Source organism: Streptomyces sp. ISL-11 (genome assembly GCF_018614525.1).
GTDB lineage: Bacteria > Actinomycetota > Actinomycetes > Streptomycetales > Streptomycetaceae > Streptomyces.
In genome coordinates, this window is record NZ_JAGGOL010000200.1 from 1 (window position 1) to 17717 (window position 17717).

Below are 17717 nucleotides of genomic sequence, written 5' to 3' on the forward strand. Positions count from 1 at the left end.
GGCCCCGGCGCCGCGGCCCGTGGTGACGCCGGCGCACGAGGAACTGCTGCCCGGCATCCTCGCCGCCGCCCACGCGGGCCGGCACAACGAGGCGGCCGCGATGGCCGCCGCCTGGGAGCAGCAGACCCTGCGCGCGCACGGCCCGGACAGCCCCGAGGCGGGCCTGTGGACCGAGGTCCGGGCCGACCTCGCCCGTCTGGCCGGCGACCATGTCCGGGCCGCCGAGCTGTGGATGGCGGCGGCCCGGTCCCGCCTGGCGCGCAGTGGCCCGGCGGACACCGAGGTGCTCGCCGCCGTGAAACGGGCGCACTACTGCTGGCAGCACAGCGGCGAGCGGGCCCCCGGCCTGGCCCCCGAGCTGCTGGCCCTGTGGGAGCGGGTCCCCGGCGGCCGCGACGCCGCCGAGCACGTCCGTACGCGCCTGAGAGCACGGGAGGAGGTCCCGCCCGCCACCGCCCGCTGACCCGGGCGGCCGGCGCGGCCACGGCGGGACGGCCGCCCGGCGGTTTCCGTGACGGCGAACGCCTCGGCCGCCAGGGCCGGTTCGGGCCGGACCGGCGGTCGGCAGGCGTCCGCCGAGGTCAGTCCCGTCCGTCCGGGTCGAGCCCGTAGACCCGCCGCGCCGTGCCCGAGGTGATCATCTCCGCCACGCGCCGCGCGTCGGGGGCCGTCCAGGCGCCCTCGCGCACCCAGGAGGTCAGCAGACGGGTGAGGGCCTGGGTGAAGAGCCGGGTGCCCGTGAGGTAGAGCTCGGGCAGCCCGTAGGCGTCGGTGGAGAACATCAGCTTGCCGAACGGCGCCAGTTCGAGCGTCTCGGCCAGGACGGCCTCGGCCCGGGCACCGGTGTGCGGGACGGCGAGGCCGATGTCGGTGTGGACGTGCGGGTAGGCGTGCGCGAGGTAGGCGGCGTTGCGGTGGTACGGGTAGGTGTGCAGCAGGATCAGCGGGCAGCCGGTGGGGCGTACGGCGCGGATGAAGTCGGTCAGGAGCAGCGGGTCGCCGCGGTGCAGGCGCAGGTCGGGGTCGCCGAACCCGGTGTGCAGCTGGAGGGGGAGGCCCGTCTCGGCGGCGGTCCAGAGCAGGTGGCGCAGCAGGACGGGATCGTGGAGGCGGTCGCCCGGCTTGCGGAGGGCGAGCCAGCGGCCGGCGGCCCCGTACACCTCCTGGGTCCTGGGCGGCCGCGGGTCGAAGTCCAGCCCGTGGCGGTAGGCGACCACCGACTTGAAGGCGATGGCGGTACGGGCCGCCTCGTGCACCGCCGTGACCAGGCGGCCGAGGAAGTCCTGGCCGCTGCCGGCGACGTCCGCCGCGGCTTCCGCGAGGCACTCCAGCCGTACGATCTCGTGGGTGCGGGCGCCGGAGGCCGCGGCGACCTCGCCCGGTGTGGTCAGGCCGCCGGGCAGCCCGGTGTCGAGGAGGTAGTCGGTGATGCCGGTGGCGCGCAGCAGGCGCCGGGTGGACTCGTCGGCACCCAGCTCCGTACGGCGGGCGAGGTAGTCGGCGGGCGGGCAGTGGGCGGTCAGGCCGAGCGCGGGCGGGCACCAGCGGCGCATCGCGAAGCCGAGCTGGGTGTCGAAGAACGTGGTGCCGGGGGCGGCCGGGGCGTCGGATTCGGTCAGGTAGGCGGTGAACTGCGCGGCCGTCAGGGAGCGGCGCGCGACGCCGTGGCAGTGGTGGTCCACCAGCCGGTCGGGTGCCTCGATCGTGGTCACCGTTTCCACCTTCGCTGTCGCTCGGACGTGCTGGTCACCCGGTCTCGCGGCCGGGTCGCGCTGTGCGTCGGGGGTCGTCGGCGACGGTCGTCGCCGGTGACGACCGTCGCTCTGAACGCTCGTTGTCCTGAACGCTCGTTGTCCTGAACGGTGATGTCAGGAGCGGTCGTTGTCAGTAGCGGTCGTGGAGGGCGTCGGCCAGGGCCTGCGGCTCCCGGCCGTCGGCGAGGGCGACCTCGCCGCGGCGGACGGCCAGCACGGCTTCGAAGAGGGGATCGCCCAGTGCGGCGCGCAGGAGCTCCGAGCGGGAGAAGCGCTCGATCGCCTCGGGGAGCGAGGCGGGCAGGCGCGGGGTGGTTCCGGTCCTCACGGGGTCGCCGGCGACGGGAGGCGGCAGGGTGAGGCGCGCGTCGATCCCGGCGAGGCCGGCGGCGATGACGGCTCCGGTGATCAGGTACGGGTTGGCGGCCGGGTCGAAGCACTTGAGCTCGGCGTTGGCGGACTCGGCGTCGTCGGGCGGGCCCGGGATGTAGCGCAGTGCCGCCTCCCGGTTCTCCACTCCCCAGCAGTGGAAGGCGCCCGCCCACCGGGAGGGCTCCAGGCGCAGATAGCTGGCGGCCAGGGGCGCGCCCAAGGCCAGCAGGGCGGGCAGTTCCCGGAGGATCCCGGCGAGGAAGCTCTCGCCCGTGGGCGTCATGCCCTGGGGGCCGTCGCCCCGGCAGAGGTTCTCACCGTCCTGCCACAGGCTCAGGTGAAGGTGCGCGCCGTTGCCGACGGCGCCCGCCCGGACGACGGGGGCGAAGGAGGCGGTCAGCCCGTGGCGGGCGGAGACGGCACGGATGGTCTCGCGGACCAGCACGGTGTGATCGGCGGCGGTGACGGGGTCGGCCGGAGCGGTCGACACCTCCAACTGCCCCGGTTCGTACTCGGGATGGAGCTGGAGCACCTCGATGTCCTGCGCGGCCAGGGACCGGAGGATGTCACCGAGGTAGTCGGAGAGCTCCACCACGCGCGCCATGCCGTACGCCGGCCCGGGACCGGCGTAGCGCACGTCCGTCCCGGTGGGGGCGTCGGCGGGCGGGCGGGTGGTGGCGGACCATTCGGTCTCGAAGCCCATGCGCAGTTCCAGACCGCGCCCGGCGGCGAGGGCGGTCATGCGCCGGGCGAAGTGCCGTTGGCAGGCGGAGTACGGGGTGCCGTCCTGTTCGTACCGGTCGACCGGTGCCCATGCCCAGCCCGGCTGCGCGGCCAGGGGGGTGAGGCGGTCGAGGTCGGGGACGAGCCGCAGGTCGCCGTCGGGGCCGCCGATGTGCTTGCTGGTGACCTGGGAGTCGTCGGAGAGGTAGACGTCGAAAACGGGGGACATGCCCACGCCCGAGCGGGCGGTCGCGGGCAGACGGGTGGTGGGGATGGTCTTGACGCGGGTGATCCCGGCGTTGTCGACCCAGGTCAGGGCGATGCCGTGGATGTTCCGCGCGGTCAGCTGCGCGGCTTCCTGGCGCGCCGCCGACCCTGCGCGCTCCCGGGCCTCCCGTGCCTGTTCCGCCGGGGGCCCCTGCTGTGTCGGGTGCTCGTGCTCGTCCACGGTCTCCTCCCTCGTACCCGCCGATACCGGCCGGGCGGACACCGCACGTCGTTCGCGCTGCCCGCCCGGCGGCCGTCATTCCTGCGGACGCCGGCCGCTGTCCGGCTGTGCCTTCCTGTGCCTCGCTGTCATTAGACCGTACGTCCGGTGCCGGCGGTATCAGGTGTGGGAGGTGGGTCCGGGGAGGGAGCGGGGGTGGTGGTGGGCCGGGGCGCAGCAGTCGGGGCACCAGTAGCCGTCGCCGTTGATGTAGGCCCAGCCGAGTTCTTTGATGTGCGGGGTGGCGGTGTGGGCGTGGTGGAGGAGATACCCCCACAGGTCGTCGTCACGGGAGGGGCCGGGGTCGGGGATGACGAGGTCGAAGGTGGTCCGTGCGTCGCAGCCGCGGTGATCGCAGGCCAGGTAGAACCGGACGGGTCCGGGGGTTTTCCCTGCGGTGGTCAAGCTCATGCGCCCAACTCTCGGGGAACTTCCCGGACGGCAGGGGGGCGATCGGCGAAAGTCTCCCCCGCACTGGTGATACGAGGTGTGAGCGGGGTGCCGGCCGGGTAGCCCCTTTCGTCCCGGTGCGAGCGGTACGAGGGTGACGGGCAGTGACGAAAGGGCGCTACCTAGGAAGAATTGACGTTTCGTCAGGTCTACTGGCGCACGGTCCAGTGGTCGTTGGCGCCCGCCTGGACGAAGCGCAGGGGCGGGCAGAGGAAGTCGCGGCCGTCGGGCCGGTCCTCGGTCCACGGGGAGTCGGCCGGGCGGGCCGGCTTCCAGGTGCCCTTGGAGCGGAGCTGGACGGCGCCGCTGTCGAAGACGGTGGAGCGGGCCTCGGTGCAGTAGTAGCCGACGCCGGTCGAGGGGTTGACGCTCGCGTAGATCTCGAACATGTCCCAGCCGTGTTCCAGCTCGCTGAGGTCCTTGCCGGACTGGCGGAAGAGCAGGTCCCAGCCGGCGGTGCGGTGGTTGAACAGGTAGGCCGACCAGCGGTTGGCGGAGGCGTCGTCCTGGACCATCTGCACGCTGTAGGCGGGGCGGCCGGTGGCGTCGGTGGTGTAGGTGGAGAGGAATTCCGCGTCGACGGGCAGGACCTTGGCGGGGCCGCCGGGGCTGGAGCACCAGTCCCAGGCCCACAGCTCGGTGCCGGTGTCCCAGTAGGCGGTGACAACCTCCATGCAGGACTTCTGCGCCTTGGTGGTGGGCGCGTACGTGAAGTTCTCGGAGTCGGTGACGCGGTAGGCCGGGTCGACGCTGTGGGTGGCCATGATGCCGTCGTGCGTGCCGGGCTGGGGGAAGACGCCCCACCAGTTGTGCGTGAGGTCGGCGGCGGCGCCGGCTCTTGCCCGGCGGCCCTCGGCGAAGGCGCGGACGGCCCGTTCGCGCCCGGGGGCGGGGGAGCGGCCGGGGTCTCGTGCGAGGGTGACCGTGCCGCGGTGCGGGGCGTCGGGTGCGGGCGTACGGGCCGCCGTCCCGGCCGCGGTGGGGGCGGCGGGGACGGCGACGGTGAGGGCGGCGGCGACGCACGTGGTGAGCAGGGCGGCGGCCAGGCGGGCGCGGGGTGCGTTCATGTGCTCCTCCAGTGCCGGGCTTCGTGGGGGGCGGGAGCTTGATCGGGCGAGCACCCCGACCCAGGGATTCCGCCATGAGTTCATACTCCGCGCCCTGCGCATGATGTAGCGCCTTCGCACGTCGCTTCTCCCTCTTCCCGGGCCCCGGCACGGCCCGGCGCACGCCTCGATGCGCCACACCCTCGCGCCAGAGGTACGTGCGTGCCCGGTCGGCATGTGCCTCGGGCGAGGAGCCGCGGGCGATCGCCTCATGCCGCGCACATGCGCCGCCTTCACCACCACCGCAGTCACTGCGGACCCACGCCTTGCTCAGGAGATCTCGAACCGCATGCCCACGTCGTTCAACCAATCCGTCATCGAGGAGTTCCGCGCCAACGGAGGAAAGGTCGGTGGCCCCTTCGAAGGCGGCGACCTCCTCCTCCTGACGACCACCGGCGCGAGCTCGGGGAACGAGCACACGACGCCGCTCGGCTACGTCCGCGACGGCGGCCTGCTGCTGATCGTCGGATCCAACCTCGGCGCTCCCCGCCACCCCCACTGGTACCGCAACCTGCTCGCCCGTCCCGTCGTACGCGTGGAGATCGGCACCGAGACCTTCGAAGCGCTCGCGGTGCCCGCCGAGGGCGCCCGACGCGAGGAACTGTTCGCGCGCGTCGTACGGGCGGCACCCGGATACGGCGACTACCAGGCCGCGACCGGCAGGCTCCTCCCCGTCGTCGTGCTGGAGCGCGCCGAGCCCGACGCCTGGGAGCGGCCCCGCGAGGCCGAGACCCTCGCCGACAAGCTCATGGAGGTCCACACCTGGCTGCGGGCCCAGCTGGCCCAGGTCGGTGCCGAGGTCGACGCCCACTTCGCCGCGCGGGCCGCCCACGAGGGCCCCGGCGAGCCTCCGGCGCCGAGCCTCGGCCTGCAGATCCGGCAGCGCTGCCTGGCGTTCTGCCAGTCCCTGGAGTTCCACCACGCCAGCGAGGACGCGCACCTCTTCCCCGGAATCGCCCGATACCACCCCCACTTGGGCGACACCTTCGACCGGCTCCGCGACGAACACCGCACGGTCGCCCGCCTGCAGGCCGAACTCGTCGCGCTGCTGGCCGGCATCACCATCGCCGATCCCGAGCGCTTCCGCACCGAGCTGAACCGGATGGCGAAGGAGCTGAACGCGCACCTCGACTACGAGGAGGAGGCACTCCTGCCCCTCCTGGTTCACGTGCCGTGGCCGCCGGCACCGCCGGCGTCGCGCGGCTGACACCGGGCGGGCCGGCGCCGCCCTGCTTCCGGCCGCCGGGCCCGGCCCTGACACGTCTCATGGCCGGGCCCGCCGTGCCCGTGCCGCACGGTGTCGGCGGCCCGGCCGGTCGGGGCGCCGCGGCGGACGGGATCAGTGGCCCCGGTCGCGGTCGGTCCGGTCCTCGATCGCCCGTAGTACGGCCACCATGTCGGAACCGCCCTGCCCCAGGGCGACCGTCTCGCCGAAGAGCGCGTGGCAGACGTCCAGCAGGGGGGACGACAGGCCGGCCGTCCTGGCCGCCTCGGCGATCAGCTGGTTGTTCTTCAGGACGTCCAGGGCCGCCGCCTCGACGGCGAAGTCGCGGGACAGCAGCTTGGGCGCCTTCATCCGGGAGACGCCGCTGGCCATCGGACCGGCGTCGAGTACGTCCAGGAACTGCCGTCTGTCCAGCCCGTGCCGGTCGGCGAAGTGGAACGCCTCGGTGAGGCCGGTGACCATGGTGATCAGGAACAGGTTCACCGAGAGCTTCATCAGCAGCGCGTTCGGGACCGGCCCGCAGACGAACGCCTCGTGGCACACCGGCCGGACTGCCGCCCGTACCTCCTCCACCGCCCGCGGCTCACCGGCCAGCATCGCCACGAGCCGCCCGGCCTCGGCGGGACCCCGCGAACCGGAGACCGGTGCTTCGACGTAGTCGCCCCCGGCAGTGCGGACGTCGGCCTCCAGGCCGCGCGAGTACTCGGGCGACGTCGTGCCCATGTGGACGACGGTGTGCCGCGCGACGCGCACGGCGAAGTCCGGCGTGCCACGGCCCAGCACCGCGTCGATCGCGGCGCCGTCGGCCAGCATGAGGAACACGACGCGGGCCCGCTCGAAGACCTCGGCGGGCCCCTTCACCACCTCGGCGCCGGCCACGCGCAGCGGCTCGCTCCTGGCGGCGGTGCGGTTCCAGACGACGAGGCCCGTGCCGGCGCGCGCGAGATTGAGTGCCATGGGCTGCCCCATGACGCCGAGGCCGATGAAACCGATGTCCACCACGCACCGCCGTCTCCGGGCGCGCCGCGCTTGCGTGAGCGCCCGCCCTCGCCGTCTATGACGGTCGTCATGATAGGCGGCTCCGGGCCCGGCGTCATGGTGCTGCGCCGGCCCGGACGCCGTGGCGCCCGACGCTCGGCGGCAGGACCTTCCGCGTCAGCGTCGCCCGCTGACGCAGAAGGGCTGGCCCGAGGGGTCCAGCAGTACGGTCCAGTGCTTCCCGCCGGGCTGGAAGTCGGGCTTGGTCGCGCCGAGCTCCAGCAGCCGCTTCTCCGCCGCGGGGACGTCGGCGAAGGTCAGGTCGAGGCGGAAGGTCAGCTCGTCGGCCGGCCAGTTCGGTGCGGTGAAGCTCTTCGAGGTGGAGAAGACGTACATCATGCCGCCGTCGGTCAGCGTGAAGGCGACCTCATCGCCCTGCTCGTCGGGATACGCCCGGCCGACCTCGCGTCCCAGGGCGGCGGCGTAGAAAGCGGCGAGCTTCCGGCCGTCGTCGGCCCAGATCGCGAGCGAGGCAACCGAACCGCCTGCGGGGTTCCTTCTTGGTGGTGCGCGTGCCGGCCATGTTCGTTTCTCTTTCCTCGTGGGGTGTCGCTCCTGACGGAAGGAGACCAGTAGGTCGGAGGATGCCCTACTACCGTCCCGGGGGGGCCGGTCCGGCGCGGTCCTGCGGTCCGTCCGCATTCACGCGCCCGCGGCCGGTGCCGGTGCGCCGGGCGTCTATAGGCTTGACCGGTTGTGGGCGGCGCCCGTTCGCCCGGTCCGTCGGTCGGTGGGAGGTCGGTGATGGCGGTTTCCGAGCGGCAGCCGCGCGAGCGGATGGTGTTCAGCGCCGCTCAGCTCTTTCGGCGCGACGGAGTGACGGCGACGGGCATGCGCGCCGTCGTCGCCCATGCCCACGCTCCGCGGGGATCGCTGCAGCACTACTTCCCGGGCGGCAAGGAACAGCTCGTCAACGAGGCCGTGGCCTGGGCGGGCCGCTACGCCGCCCGGCGCGTCGACCGGTTCCTCGCCGAGATGCCACAACCGTCGCCGAGCGGGCTGTTCGCCGCGATGACGCGTCAGTGGACGGACGAGTTCGAGACGGCCGGGTTCGCCTCGGGCTGTCCCGTCGCGGCGGCGACGGTGGACTGCGCGGAGGGCAGCGAATCCACCCGGGACGCTGCCGCCGCCGCGTTCGCCTGCTGGAACCGGCCGGTGTCCCGGGCGCTCACGGAGATGGGCGTTCCGGCCGGCAGGGCCGAGTCGCTCGCGACGCTCATGATCAGCTCTCTGGAGGGAGCGATCCTCATCGCCAGGGCCGAGCGGGACACCCGCGCGCTGAGGACCGTGGCGCGGGAGCTCGGGCCGCTGCTGGACGGCTGCGTCACGTGACACGGTCCCGCCCGAACCCTGTGTTTCAGGCGGTCTGGCGGGCGATCTGGCTGTTCAGGGCGGTGTTCAGCCAGTCATGGGCGGCGCCGGGGGTCGGCTCCGACGGGCCGGAGAGCTCGGCGGCCAGTTCCCAGTAGCGGTCGATGCGCGGCTCCGTGGCTAGCAGACCGCCGAGCCGGCGGCGGAAGTCGAGGGTGTCGCGCATGCCGGACGAGCGGGCGTGCGTGGCGACGAAGCAGTCGAGCGCCTCGCCCTCGTGCGGTGGCCGCCGCGCCCGCAGGTGCGGGGCCGCCAGCGCGAACGCCTCGGCCAGACCGTCGTAGAGCACGGCCGGCCGGTAACCCCCCTCGGGCCGGTGCACGGCGGGCCGGCAGGGACCGTCCCCGACGCAGGGGCCGGAGACGAGGGCGTGCATCCGGGCGAAGGCCAGCACCTGGGCCGGCGTCGGCGCCGCGGGGAGCTGCGGAATCGCCTGGTCGAGGATGGCGGAGACCAGCCGGGCGGGCAGCCGCGGGGGCAGCCAGCCCCGCCAGAAGCGTGCGAGCGGGACCGTGCTGGGCGGGGTGGACATGGCGCCGATGAGGCGCAGCCGGTCGGCGCGTTCCTCCGGATCGCAGTCCTGGAGGAGCTGGAGCGCGGCCTCCCGCCAGCGCAGGGCGGTCAGCCGCGAGCCGAGCTCCCGCAACTGCCCCGCGATGACGTCCTCCAGGGCGTCCTCCTGGTCGAGCACCCGGCTCACTTCCGGGACCGGCAGGTCGAGGGTGCGCAGGGAACGGATCAGGCGGAGCCGGTCGAGCGCCTCGGGCCCGTACCGGCGGTGGCCCCCGGAGCTGCGGGCGGCCTCGGGCAGCAGGCCGCGGTCCGAGTAGAAGCGGACGGTCTTGACGGTGACGCCCGCGTGCTCGGCGAGCTCCCCGATGCTCCACATGCTGTCCGACGACACGGCTTGAACCTCCCCCAGCTGGAGTTCCTACCGTACCGGCGAGCGCGGGCGGCCGGTGCGGCCGGCCCCGCGGGACGGACAAGGACGGACAACGTGCGAGGAGAGGTTCATGACGGCATTCATCCTGGTGTCGGGCGCCCACACCGGCGGCTGGATCTGGCGGGAAGTGGCCGACCGGCTGGGGGAGTCGGGAGCCGAGGCGTATCCGGCGACGCTCACCGGCATGGGTGACCGCCGCCACCTGGCGGGACCCGGCACGGATCTGGAGACGCACATCCAGGACCTGGTGCGGCTGATCGACGACGTGGACGCTCCGGAGGTGGTGCTCGTCGGCCACTGCTACGGCATCCACCCCGTCCTCGGCGCCGCCGGCCGGCGCCCGGAGCGGATCGCCCGGATCGTCTACCTGGACACGGGCATGCCCCAGGACGGCGACCCGGCCCTCAACCTCGTGCCCGATCAGGGCGTTCGCGAGCGGGCGCCGCGCCTGGCCGGGCAGGCGGGGGAGGACTGGCTGATCGCCCCGCCGTCACCCGGCGAGTGGCAGCGCTGGGGCAGCGTCGCCGGTGTCCCACAGGACGCACTGGCCCGGCTGGCCCGTCTCGCCGCACCACAGCCGGTGGGCACGGTCACCCAGCCGCTGCGCCTGTCCGAAGCGGTCGCCGGGCTGCCGACGACCGGTGTCCTGTGCACGGCCAACGGGTCGAGCATTGCCATGGTCGAGGCACTGGTGCGACTCGGGGATCCCCGTCTGAAAGCGCTCACCGACCCCCGGGTGACCTTCTTCGAACTGGCCACCGGACACTGGCCGATGCTCTCCACCCCCGGCGAACTGGCCGGGGTACTGCTGCGAGCCGCCGCCGGCGAGGGCCACCGGATCGCCGCCACGGCGGGCGAGGCGCCCCCGCACCTCCAGCCGTTCCTCCTGGACGTCCCGGAGCGGAGCCGCGAGCGGACGGGCCGGGTCGACCTCTACCTGCCCGACGCCGACGGGCCCCGCCCGGCGGTGGTCCTCGTCCACGGCGGACCGGTTCCCGAGGGCGTGCGGCCGACACCGCGCGACTGGCCGGCCTTCGTCGGCTACGGCCGGTACGTGGCGAGTCTCGGAGCGGTCGGCGTGACGGTGGATCACCGGCTGCACGACCTCGCCGACTACGAGCGCGCGGCCCAGGACGTCGCCGACGCGGTCGAGCTCGTACGGTCCGACCCGCGCGTCGACGCGGAGCGCGTCGCCCTGTGGTTCTTCTCCGCCGGCGGGCTGTTGTCGGCGGACTGGCTCGCGGCACCCCCGCCGTGGCTGCGGTGCGTGGCGGCGACCTATCCCGTCCTCGCGCCGCTGCCGAACTGGGGCCGGGTGCCCGCCCGGTTCCGCCCCGCGACCGCGGTGCGTACGGCGGGGCGGCTGCCGGTCGTGCTGACCCGGGTCGGACTGGAGAACGCGGGGATCGCGGCGACGGTCGAGGAGTTCCTGACCGCCGCCGGGGACGGCGGAGCCGACGTCGAGATCATCGACGTACCGCTCGGCCACCACGGGTTCGAGACGGCCGACCCCGCCGAGCGGGTTCAGGTGCGCCACGCGATCGACCGCGCGGTGCGGTCGGTGCTCGCGCGCGTGGGCGGGTAGGGAGCCGGGGGGCGTATCGTGCGCACCACCGCTGCGCGGCGGTGTCCTCAAACGCCGGACGGGCTGATGTCGGCTGGGCTCAGCCACAATCAAGCCCGTCCGGGGGCACCTCCCAGCGGTAGCTGGGGGAGTTTGAGGACGCGCCCGCAGGGCGCCCGCCGCCGCAAGCGGCAAAGCGGCCCGCGGCCGAAGACCCGCCGGACACGGCTCCTAGGAAGGACACGTCTTCCACGCGAAGTGGTACAGCGTGTTGATCTCGCCGTCGGTGGAGTCCATCGCCATGAAGCTGGTCGTCTTGGTGGGGTCGGACGTCCCCGCGTCCACCCGCAGCTCGGTGTTGATGTTGAAGTTCCGCTTGGCCCCGCAGGGCGCGTACACCAGGGCGTCGATGTCCGTGGAGTCGGACGTCTGCCAGTCGTCGTTCGTGGGCCCGGTGAAGTGGTGGTTCATGAAGGCGGTCTGCTGCATGCCCTGAAAGTAGTAGTTGGCCCGCTCCAGGCCCGTCGCGCCCTTCTCCAGGTGGGAGAAGCCGCGGTAGTCGGCGCGGGCCACCGCGTAGGTGAAGCCCTGGGGGACGTGGACGTTCAGGCCGAGCTGGCAGTTCTTGCGGAAGTCGGTCGGTTTGGAGCCCACGCCCACCTGGGCGATGTAACTGCTGTAGGACACGGTGAAGGCCGTGTTGTCCGGCGAGACGGCCACATGGGCCGATCCCGCCGGGCAGCCCGAGCCGTTGACGGCGACCACATCGATCACGATCTTGTCCGGCGGCGGTACCCCGTCCCGGACGCCGGCAGCGGCCGCTGCCGGCGAGAACGTAGCGGCCACGAGCGCGACGGCCGCGCTGCCGGTCATCACCGGTCTGAACATCGAGGTCCCTCCCCTGGGCCCAGGGGCCCACTCCGACGCGTGATGGTCCAGCTCGCCACGGTCAGGGACATTCCTTCCAGGCGAAGTGGTAGAGGGTGTTGACGCTGCCGTCCGTCGAGTCCATCGCCATGAAACTGTTGGTCGTCGACGGGTCCGAGGTGCCGGCGCTCACGCGCAGCTCGGTGTTGACGTTGAGGATCCGCTGTGTGCCGCACGGCGCGAAGACGAGGGCCTCGGCGTCCGTGATGTCGGTCGTCTGCCAGTTGTCGCTGACCGGGCCGGCGAAGCGATGACTGGCGAACGTCGTGTGCGACATGCCCTGGAAGTAGTAGCCGGCCCGCTCCAGGCCCGTGGCTCCGCGTTCCAGGTGCGCGAAGCCGCGGTAGTCGGCCTTGGCTATCGCGTAGGTGTAGCCCTGGGGGACGTGGACGTTGAGGCCGAGCTGGCAGTTCTTGCGGAAGTCGGTCGGCTTGGCGTCGACGCCCACCTGGGCGAGATACCTGCTGTACGTCACCGTGAACGCCGTGTTGTCCGACGCCACCGCGACGGCGGCCGATCCGGCCGGGCACCCCGAGCCGTTGACCGCGACCACGTCGATCGTGATCCTGCCGGGCGGCACGCCGGCGTCCGTGGCCGCCGAGGGTGAGAAGGTCGCGGCCATGAGCGCGACAGCCGCGCTGCCGATCCACACCGGTCTGTACATGAGAGCTCTCCTGCCGCTGTGCGGGCGTACTCCGGGAGGTCCACACGACCACCCCCAGTCGGGCATGTACAGGCCAGGTTCGAGCCGACCTGGCCGGTTGTCCTGGGGCTCCCCGAAACACCCCCTTCACGTACGAAGCGGCAGCAGGAAATACGGTCTGCCTAGCGTTCGCCCCGGGCACCAGGGGTGCCCTCGCAGCGACATCGCGCCCGGGGAGGCACCATGAGGACCGAGCAACCAGTGGAAGAGACCGGCGGCCGCCGGGAGTCGGCGCACGCCAGGGCCGCCGCCGACCGCGCGGCGGGCGAGACGCTGGAGGACTTCACCCTCCGTTTCGCGCCGCGCAGTTACCGCCGCTGGACGCCGATGGTCGTGGCGACCACCGCCATGGGCGGGATCGCATACATGGCCGATTTCTCCATCGGGGCCGGCATCGGCCTCTCGCACGGCACCGGGAACGCGCTGACCGCGATCCTCGTCGCCGCCGTGGTCATCTTCGTCACCGGTTTCCCGCTGGCCTACTACGGGGCGCGCTACAACATCGACCTGGACCTCGTCACCCGCGGTTCCGGCTTCGGCTACTACGGCTCGGTCCTCACCAGCGTCATCTTCGCCAGTTTCACCTTCATCTTCTTCGCCCTCGAAGGCGCGATCATGGCACAGGGGCTGAAGCTGGGACTGGGGCTGCCGTTGTGGCTGGGCTACCTGATCTCCACGTTCATGGTGATTCCCCTGGTTGTCTACGGGATGAAGGCACTCACCAAGCTCCAGGTGTGGACGACACCGGTGTGGCTGCTGCTGATGGTGGGACCGCTGCTCTACCTGGTGGCCACCGACCCGGGCACGGTCGACCACTGGCTCTCCTACCCCGGCAGCGACGGGCACGCAGGCGTGAACACGGCCTCGGTGCTGCTCGGTTCCGGGGTGTGCCTGTCGCTGATCGCGCAGATCGGCGAGCAGATCGACTACCTGCGCTTCATGCCCCCGAGGACCGCCGGGAACCGCCGCGCCTGGTGGATCGCCGTCGTCATGGCCGGCCCCGGCTGGGTCGTACTCGGCGCCCTGAAGCAGGCGATCGGCGTCTTCCTCGCCGTGTACGTGCTGGCCGCCGTGGGACCGTCGGCGGCGGCCGAACCGATTCAGCAGTTCAAGGCGGCCTTCGACGCGATGATGCCGTCCTGGCTGGTGATACCGCTGGCGGTGGCACTGGTCGTGATCAGCCAGATCAAGATCAATGTGACCAACGCCTACTCCGGCTCGCTGGCATGGACCAACTCCTTCACCCGGCTGACCGGGCGCTACCCCGGGCGCATGGTGTTCGTCCTGCTCAACCTGGCCTTCGCCCTGGCGCTGATGGAGGCCGACATGTTCAGCTTCCTCAACCGCGTCCTGAGCTTCTACTCCAACTGCGCGATCGCCTGGGTCGTCACCGTCGCCACCGACATCATGGTCAACAAGTACCTGCTGAAGCTCTCACCCCGGCAACCCGAGTTCCGCCGGGGCATGCTGTACGCGGTCAACCCGGTCGGCACCGTGGCCTTCGTCGCCGCCTCCGGCATGTCGATCGCCCTCTACTTCCACGCGCTCGGTGACACCCTCCAGCCGTACTCGCCCGTCGCCGCGGCTCTCATCGCCTTCCTCCTCACCCCGCTGATGGCCGTCCTGACCAAGGGCCGGTACTACCTGCGCCGGCGCACGGACGGACTCGACGAGCCGCTGCTCGACGCGGACGGCAACCCGAGCGGCGCCCTCTACCGCTGCCACGTCTGCCGACAGGAATTCGAGCGCCCGGACGTGGCCGCCTGCCGCACCCATGACGCCGTCGTCTGCTCCCTGTGCCTGAGCACCGACAGGGTCGGCGACCACGTGCTGCCGGCGGAGCCGGGCGTGGGGTGAAGGAGGCGGGCGGGCGCGGGGGACCGGTCGGGTACATCGGAGATCTTCGGGGGCCGAGGCGGTGGACCATGGGGAGTACTACCCGTTCGGGGACGAGCTCCCATGGCACACCTGGCACGACGAGGAAGCCACGCGGGCAGAGCTGACGGTCTGGCTCCTACGCCACGCCCCCCCGCACGCCTGCGGGTCCACGGCGTGTCCGAGCAACTGCTCCACCGCGTACGACTGCTCGGCCTCACTTGGCCGCCCGCTCGGAGGACCCGCACTGGCCCGGATACCGTTACTGAGCGGAACCGCAGGACTGGTATGTTTCTCCCGAGCCCGCACGAAGCGGGCTTTTTCATGTTCCCAGGGGGGATCATTCATGTCGTACAGTCCTGCCTTCATGCCATCCGGCCGTCCTCCGCTCCGCCCGGTCCAGGGCCTCGCGACAGCCGTCACCGTGTTGCTCGCACTGGTCACCGTCACCGACCTCTTCGCCGTCTACGCCGGCTTCAACATCTACGCGCTGCTGGAAGACGTGCGATCCGTCAGCGACCGTGCGTTGGACAGGGGTGACAACCTCTACGCGCTGGCCGGAGTCCTGCAAGTGGTGGGCAATCTCGCGGCGGCCGTGGTCTTCATCATCTGGTTCCACCGGGTCCGGACGAACGCCGACCACTTCGCGCAGGACATGTGCACCATGGGCAAGGGATGGGCCATCGGCGCCTGGTTCGTGCCGGTCGGTAACCTCTGGCTGCCGTACCGGGTCGCCACGCAGACATGGGACGCCAGCGCCCAGTCCGCACCTGACGGTGCCCGGCGCGAGATCTCGCGGACGCCGGTGAGGACGTGGTGGGCGCTGTGGATCGTGGCACTGCTCATCGGCAGAATCGGCTCCACCCTCTACGGACGGGCGGAGACCCCGCACACCCTCCAGCAGGCCGCGGGCATCGTGATCGCCTCCGACCTGATGGACATCGCGGCGGCCGTGCTGGCGATCGTCTTCGTGCGGAAGCTCTCCCGCATGCAGCAGGTGGGCACGGGCATGCCGGAACCGGTCGCCGGCCGCTGAACAGCCTGTGATCGAGGCGCATTTCGCCGGATGACCTGCTGTGGATCGCGGCCGCTCGCTGCCCGAACCCACAGTTCGTGGTTCCAGGTAGAAGTGTGTCCAGCCCGGGGCGCACGCCCGGCCTGACCACTGGCTCCTACCCCGGGCCGCCTCCCGTCAGGTGCACGCCGTACGCCCCGAGGCCACCGTCACCCAGCTGCTCAAACTCGTCAGCGCCATCGCCCTGGCCACCGAGCAGGAACCCGACGGCCCGGCCGAGGCCGACCAGCTGCTCGCCCTCGCCATCGACGGGGTACGCGCGCGCTGAACCTCGACGCGATGAAGTGCTGGAGATCCCCGTCACCCTCGAACGCCGGACGGGCTGAAAGTGACTGAGCCCAGCAGACGATCAAGCCCGGCCGGTGCTTGAGGACGCGCCCGCGGGGCGCCCGCCGCAGGCGGCAAACAGCCCCCAGCGGCCCCCGCCGGCAAGAAGACCCCCGCACGCGGGAGTCGCCGGCCCCTGAACAGTCGGCGACCGGAGCTCCCGGCGTCCGACGGACGGGCCGGTCGATCCGGCCCGCCCGTGTCGGAGGGGAGCGCGTCAGCCTGCGGTCGCGTACACGCGAAAGGCCGTCAGCGCGCCGTCGCGTAGACGCGGGACGCGAACTCGGCGATCTGCTCGTCCGTGAGGTTCTTCGCCAGGTCCGCTTCCGTGATCATGCCGCACAGCTTGTGCTCGTTGCGGACGTCGATCACCGGCAGGCGCTTGATCTGGTGGCGTTCCATCGTCTCCAGCGCCTCGTTCGCGTCGGCGTCGGCGTCGATCCAGTGCAGGTTGCCGCCGAGCGCGCCGGCCTGCAACGTCGAGGGGTCACGGCCCTCGGCGACGCACTGTATGACGATGTCACGATCGGTGACCAGGCCCTTGAGGCGGTTGTCGTCCCCGCAGATCGGCAGGCAGCCGACCTTCAGGTCGCGCATCATCTGCGACGCTTCGTACAGCGACTGGTGCTCCCCGACGCACTGCACGCCCTTCGACATGATGTCCCGCGCCTTGAGCTGCTTCCTCGTTGCCATGATCGCTCCCAGTCTCGCGTGCGTGGTCTCCGTCTTCCGTGCGTGGTCCTCCCTCCATCGCAACACGGATGGACCAGCCCCGCCACGCGCCACCGGCCCCGCCGCGGGAGTCCACACGGCGACGGTCATCACTCGTTCGTGGCGGCCGGTGGCCGCGGCTGTTTTCCGGGGGCGGACTGGGAAGGCTCCCTGCGGCCGGGTGGTGACGGATGCGGGGGACAAGGCCATGGACCGAAGACCTCGCCGACCGCCCGAGCGGCGGGCGGCGGCGGCCGCGCTGTGCCTGGGCCTGTTCACCGTCGGCATGGACCTGACCGTCCTCGACGTCGCCGCTCCCGCCCTCGGGCACGACCTCGGCGCCGGCCTGGCCCGTATCCAGTGGATCGTCGACGCGTACGCCGTGGTCCTGGGCGCCGCCGTTCTGCCGGCCGGCGTCGTCACCGAACGGGTCGGCAGGCGCGGGTCCTTCGTCACCGGCCTCGCCGTCTGCGTTCTCACCCCGGCCCTCGGCGCCCTCGCCACCACCTCGCCGCCCCTGATCGCCGCCCGCTGCGGCGCCGGCGCCGGTGCCGCGCTGCTGACATCCGCCGCCCTCGGCCTCCTCGACGACCTCTTCCCCGGCCTCGAGCCGCGCCGCCGGGTGATCGGAGCAGGCGCGGCCGCGGGCACCCTCGGTGCCCTGACCGGCCCGGCCGTCGGCGGCTGGCTCGTCGAGGAGTTCTCCTGGCGGGCCTGCCTCTGGGTCAACGTTCCCCTGGTGGCCGCCGCCCTCGCCCTCACGCCCTTCCTCGCCTCCGCCCCGCGCACACCCCCGGCGCCGCGCCCGGACGCGGGCGGGCTCGCCCTGTCCGCTGCCGGCTTCCTCTCCCTGATCTGGGCGGTGATCGAGGGGCCCGCTCGCGGCCGGGCCGACCCGGCCGTCCTCATCGCCTACGGCACCGCGGCCGCCCTCTTGGCCGTCCTCGCCCGGCGGGCGCGGCGCCGCCGCCACCCCACGCTCCCGCCCGGCACCGGCGTGAGGACGGGCGTGGCATGCCTGGCCCTGCTCTCCCTGGCCCTGTTCGGCGCGCTGTTCGTCCTCAGC

At 72.5% G+C, this 17717-nt stretch carries 17 protein-coding genes and 1 pseudogene; 8 read left to right on the forward strand and 10 right to left on the reverse strand.

Annotated features, from left to right (window positions below):
- Window positions 1–463: pseudogene (locus J7E86_RS29530) on the forward strand (hypothetical protein); the annotation flags it as partial.
- A gap of 118 nt (window positions 464–581) precedes the next feature.
- Here J7E86_RS29530 and J7E86_RS29535 read toward each other — a convergent pair.
- The 4 genes from J7E86_RS29535 to J7E86_RS29550 form a co-directional block, all read right to left on the reverse strand.
- Window positions 582–1703 carry an amidohydrolase family protein gene (locus tag J7E86_RS29535; protein WP_215085896.1) on the reverse strand — a complete coding sequence of 374 codons (1122 nt, stop codon included), beginning with the start codon at window positions 1701–1703 and terminating at the stop codon, window positions 582–584.
- 181 nt (window positions 1704–1884) lie between these two features.
- On the reverse strand, window positions 1885–3297 hold the full coding sequence (locus tag J7E86_RS29540) for a glutamine synthetase family protein (protein ID WP_215085883.1): 1413 nt from the start codon (window positions 3295–3297) through the stop codon (window positions 1885–1887).
- Window positions 3298–3456: 159 nt separating this feature from the next.
- Window positions 3457–3747 (reverse strand): hypothetical protein, encoded by a 291-nt coding sequence (locus J7E86_RS29545; protein ID WP_215085884.1) that lies wholly within the window; start codon window positions 3745–3747, stop codon window positions 3457–3459.
- 188 nt (window positions 3748–3935) lie between these two features.
- Window positions 3936–4853, reverse strand: a complete 918-nt coding sequence (locus J7E86_RS29550; protein WP_251019868.1) for a carbohydrate-binding protein — start codon at window positions 4851–4853, stop codon at window positions 3936–3938.
- A gap of 328 nt (window positions 4854–5181) precedes the next feature.
- On the opposite strand from J7E86_RS29550, the gene J7E86_RS29555 reads away from it, so the two are divergent.
- Complete coding sequence (locus J7E86_RS29555) at window positions 5182–6099, forward strand: nitroreductase/quinone reductase family protein (protein ID WP_215085885.1); 918 nt, start codon at window positions 5182–5184, stop codon at window positions 6097–6099.
- Window positions 6100–6231: 132 nt separating this feature from the next.
- Here the strand turns inward: J7E86_RS29555 and J7E86_RS29560 are convergent, their stop codons facing one another.
- Together J7E86_RS29560 and J7E86_RS29565 are read right to left on the reverse strand one after the other, a co-directional pair.
- Window positions 6232–7119 (reverse strand): NAD(P)-dependent oxidoreductase, encoded by an 888-nt coding sequence (locus J7E86_RS29560; protein ID WP_374223880.1) that lies wholly within the window; start codon window positions 7117–7119, stop codon window positions 6232–6234.
- 153 nt (window positions 7120–7272) lie between these two features.
- Complete coding sequence (locus tag J7E86_RS29565; protein WP_215085886.1) at window positions 7273–7797, reverse strand: VOC family protein; 525 nt, start codon at window positions 7795–7797, stop codon at window positions 7273–7275.
- 102 nt (window positions 7798–7899) lie between these two features.
- On the opposite strand from J7E86_RS29565, the gene J7E86_RS29570 reads away from it, so the two are divergent.
- The gene (locus J7E86_RS29570; protein WP_215085887.1) at window positions 7900–8487 is read left to right on the forward strand and encodes a TetR/AcrR family transcriptional regulator; all 588 of its coding nucleotides are present in this window, start codon (window positions 7900–7902) and stop codon (window positions 8485–8487) included.
- A gap of 25 nt (window positions 8488–8512) precedes the next feature.
- Here the strand turns inward: J7E86_RS29570 and J7E86_RS29575 are convergent, their stop codons facing one another.
- Window positions 8513–9430, reverse strand: coding sequence for a MerR family transcriptional regulator (locus tag J7E86_RS29575; RefSeq protein WP_374223881.1), 918 nt, complete (start codon window positions 9428–9430; stop codon window positions 8513–8515).
- 109 nt (window positions 9431–9539) lie between these two features.
- Here J7E86_RS29575 and J7E86_RS29580 point away from each other — a divergent pair, with 109 nt between their 5' ends.
- A complete protein-coding gene (locus tag J7E86_RS29580; RefSeq protein ID WP_215085888.1) occupies window positions 9540–11054 on the forward strand; it encodes an alpha/beta fold hydrolase in 1515 nt (504 codons plus the stop codon).
- Window positions 11055–11264: 210 nt separating this feature from the next.
- On the opposite strand, the gene J7E86_RS29585 is transcribed toward J7E86_RS29580, so the two are convergent.
- On the reverse strand, window positions 11265–11921 hold the full coding sequence (locus J7E86_RS29585) for a DUF4360 domain-containing protein (RefSeq protein WP_215085889.1): 657 nt from the start codon (window positions 11919–11921) through the stop codon (window positions 11265–11267).
- Window positions 11922–11982: 61 nt separating this feature from the next.
- The gene (locus J7E86_RS29590) at window positions 11983–12624 is read right to left on the reverse strand and encodes a DUF4360 domain-containing protein (protein WP_215085890.1); all 642 of its coding nucleotides are present in this window, start codon (window positions 12622–12624) and stop codon (window positions 11983–11985) included.
- A 222-nt stretch (window positions 12625–12846) separates the two neighbouring features.
- On the opposite strand from J7E86_RS29590, the gene J7E86_RS29595 reads away from it, so the two are divergent.
- The 3 genes from J7E86_RS29595 to J7E86_RS29605 all read left to right on the forward strand — a co-directional run bounded on the left by J7E86_RS29595 (window position 12847) and on the right by J7E86_RS29605 (window position 15881).
- On the forward strand, window positions 12847–14520 hold the full coding sequence (locus J7E86_RS29595; protein WP_215085891.1) for a cytosine permease: 1674 nt from the start codon (window positions 12847–12849) through the stop codon (window positions 14518–14520).
- A gap of 442 nt (window positions 14521–14962) precedes the next feature.
- A complete protein-coding gene (locus tag J7E86_RS29600; RefSeq protein ID WP_308312775.1) occupies window positions 14963–15574 on the forward strand; it encodes a DUF4328 domain-containing protein in 612 nt (203 codons plus the stop codon).
- Window positions 15575–15734: 160 nt separating this feature from the next.
- Window positions 15735–15881: a hypothetical protein gene (locus J7E86_RS29605; protein ID WP_215085893.1), complete on the forward strand. Its 147-nt coding sequence runs from the start codon at window positions 15735–15737 to the stop codon at window positions 15879–15881.
- 308 nt (window positions 15882–16189) lie between these two features.
- Here J7E86_RS29605 and J7E86_RS29610 read toward each other — a convergent pair whose 3' ends face one another.
- Entirely contained in the window at window positions 16190–16633 is a 444-nt protein-coding gene (locus J7E86_RS29610) for a CBS domain-containing protein (protein ID WP_215085894.1), read from the reverse strand.
- A gap of 226 nt (window positions 16634–16859) precedes the next feature.
- On the opposite strand from J7E86_RS29610, the gene J7E86_RS29615 reads away from it, so the two are divergent.
- Window positions 16860–17717: MFS transporter (locus J7E86_RS29615; RefSeq protein WP_215085895.1), on the forward strand; the 858-nt coding region annotated here is incomplete at its 3' end.

Bases quoted from the DNA above. Each gene is read 5' to 3' on its own strand.
- J7E86_RS29545 (WP_215085884.1), bottom strand. From the start codon at position 3,747: ATGAGCTTGACCACCGCAGGGAAAACCCCCGGACCCGTCCGGTTCTAC.
- J7E86_RS29550 (WP_251019868.1), bottom strand. From the start codon at position 4,853: ATGAACGCACCCCGCGCCCGCCTGGCCGCCGCCCTGCTCACCACGTGC.
- J7E86_RS29555 (WP_215085885.1), top strand. From the start codon at position 5,182: ATGCCCACGTCGTTCAACCAATCCGTCATCGAGGAGTTCCGCGCCAAC.
- J7E86_RS29565 (WP_215085886.1), bottom strand. From the start codon at position 7,797: ATGCGGACGGACCGCAGGACCGCGCCGGACCGGCCCCCCCGGGACGGT.
- J7E86_RS29570 (WP_215085887.1), top strand. From the start codon at position 7,900: ATGGCGGTTTCCGAGCGGCAGCCGCGCGAGCGGATGGTGTTCAGCGCC.
- J7E86_RS29580 (WP_215085888.1), top strand. From the start codon at position 9,540: ATGACGGCATTCATCCTGGTGTCGGGCGCCCACACCGGCGGCTGGATC.
- J7E86_RS29585 (WP_215085889.1), bottom strand. From the start codon at position 11,921: ATGTTCAGACCGGTGATGACCGGCAGCGCGGCCGTCGCGCTCGTGGCC.
- J7E86_RS29590 (WP_215085890.1), bottom strand. From the start codon at position 12,624: ATGTACAGACCGGTGTGGATCGGCAGCGCGGCTGTCGCGCTCATGGCC.
- J7E86_RS29595 (WP_215085891.1), top strand. From the start codon at position 12,847: ATGAGGACCGAGCAACCAGTGGAAGAGACCGGCGGCCGCCGGGAGTCG.
- J7E86_RS29610 (WP_215085894.1), bottom strand. From the start codon at position 16,633: ATGGCAACGAGGAAGCAGCTCAAGGCGCGGGACATCATGTCGAAGGGC.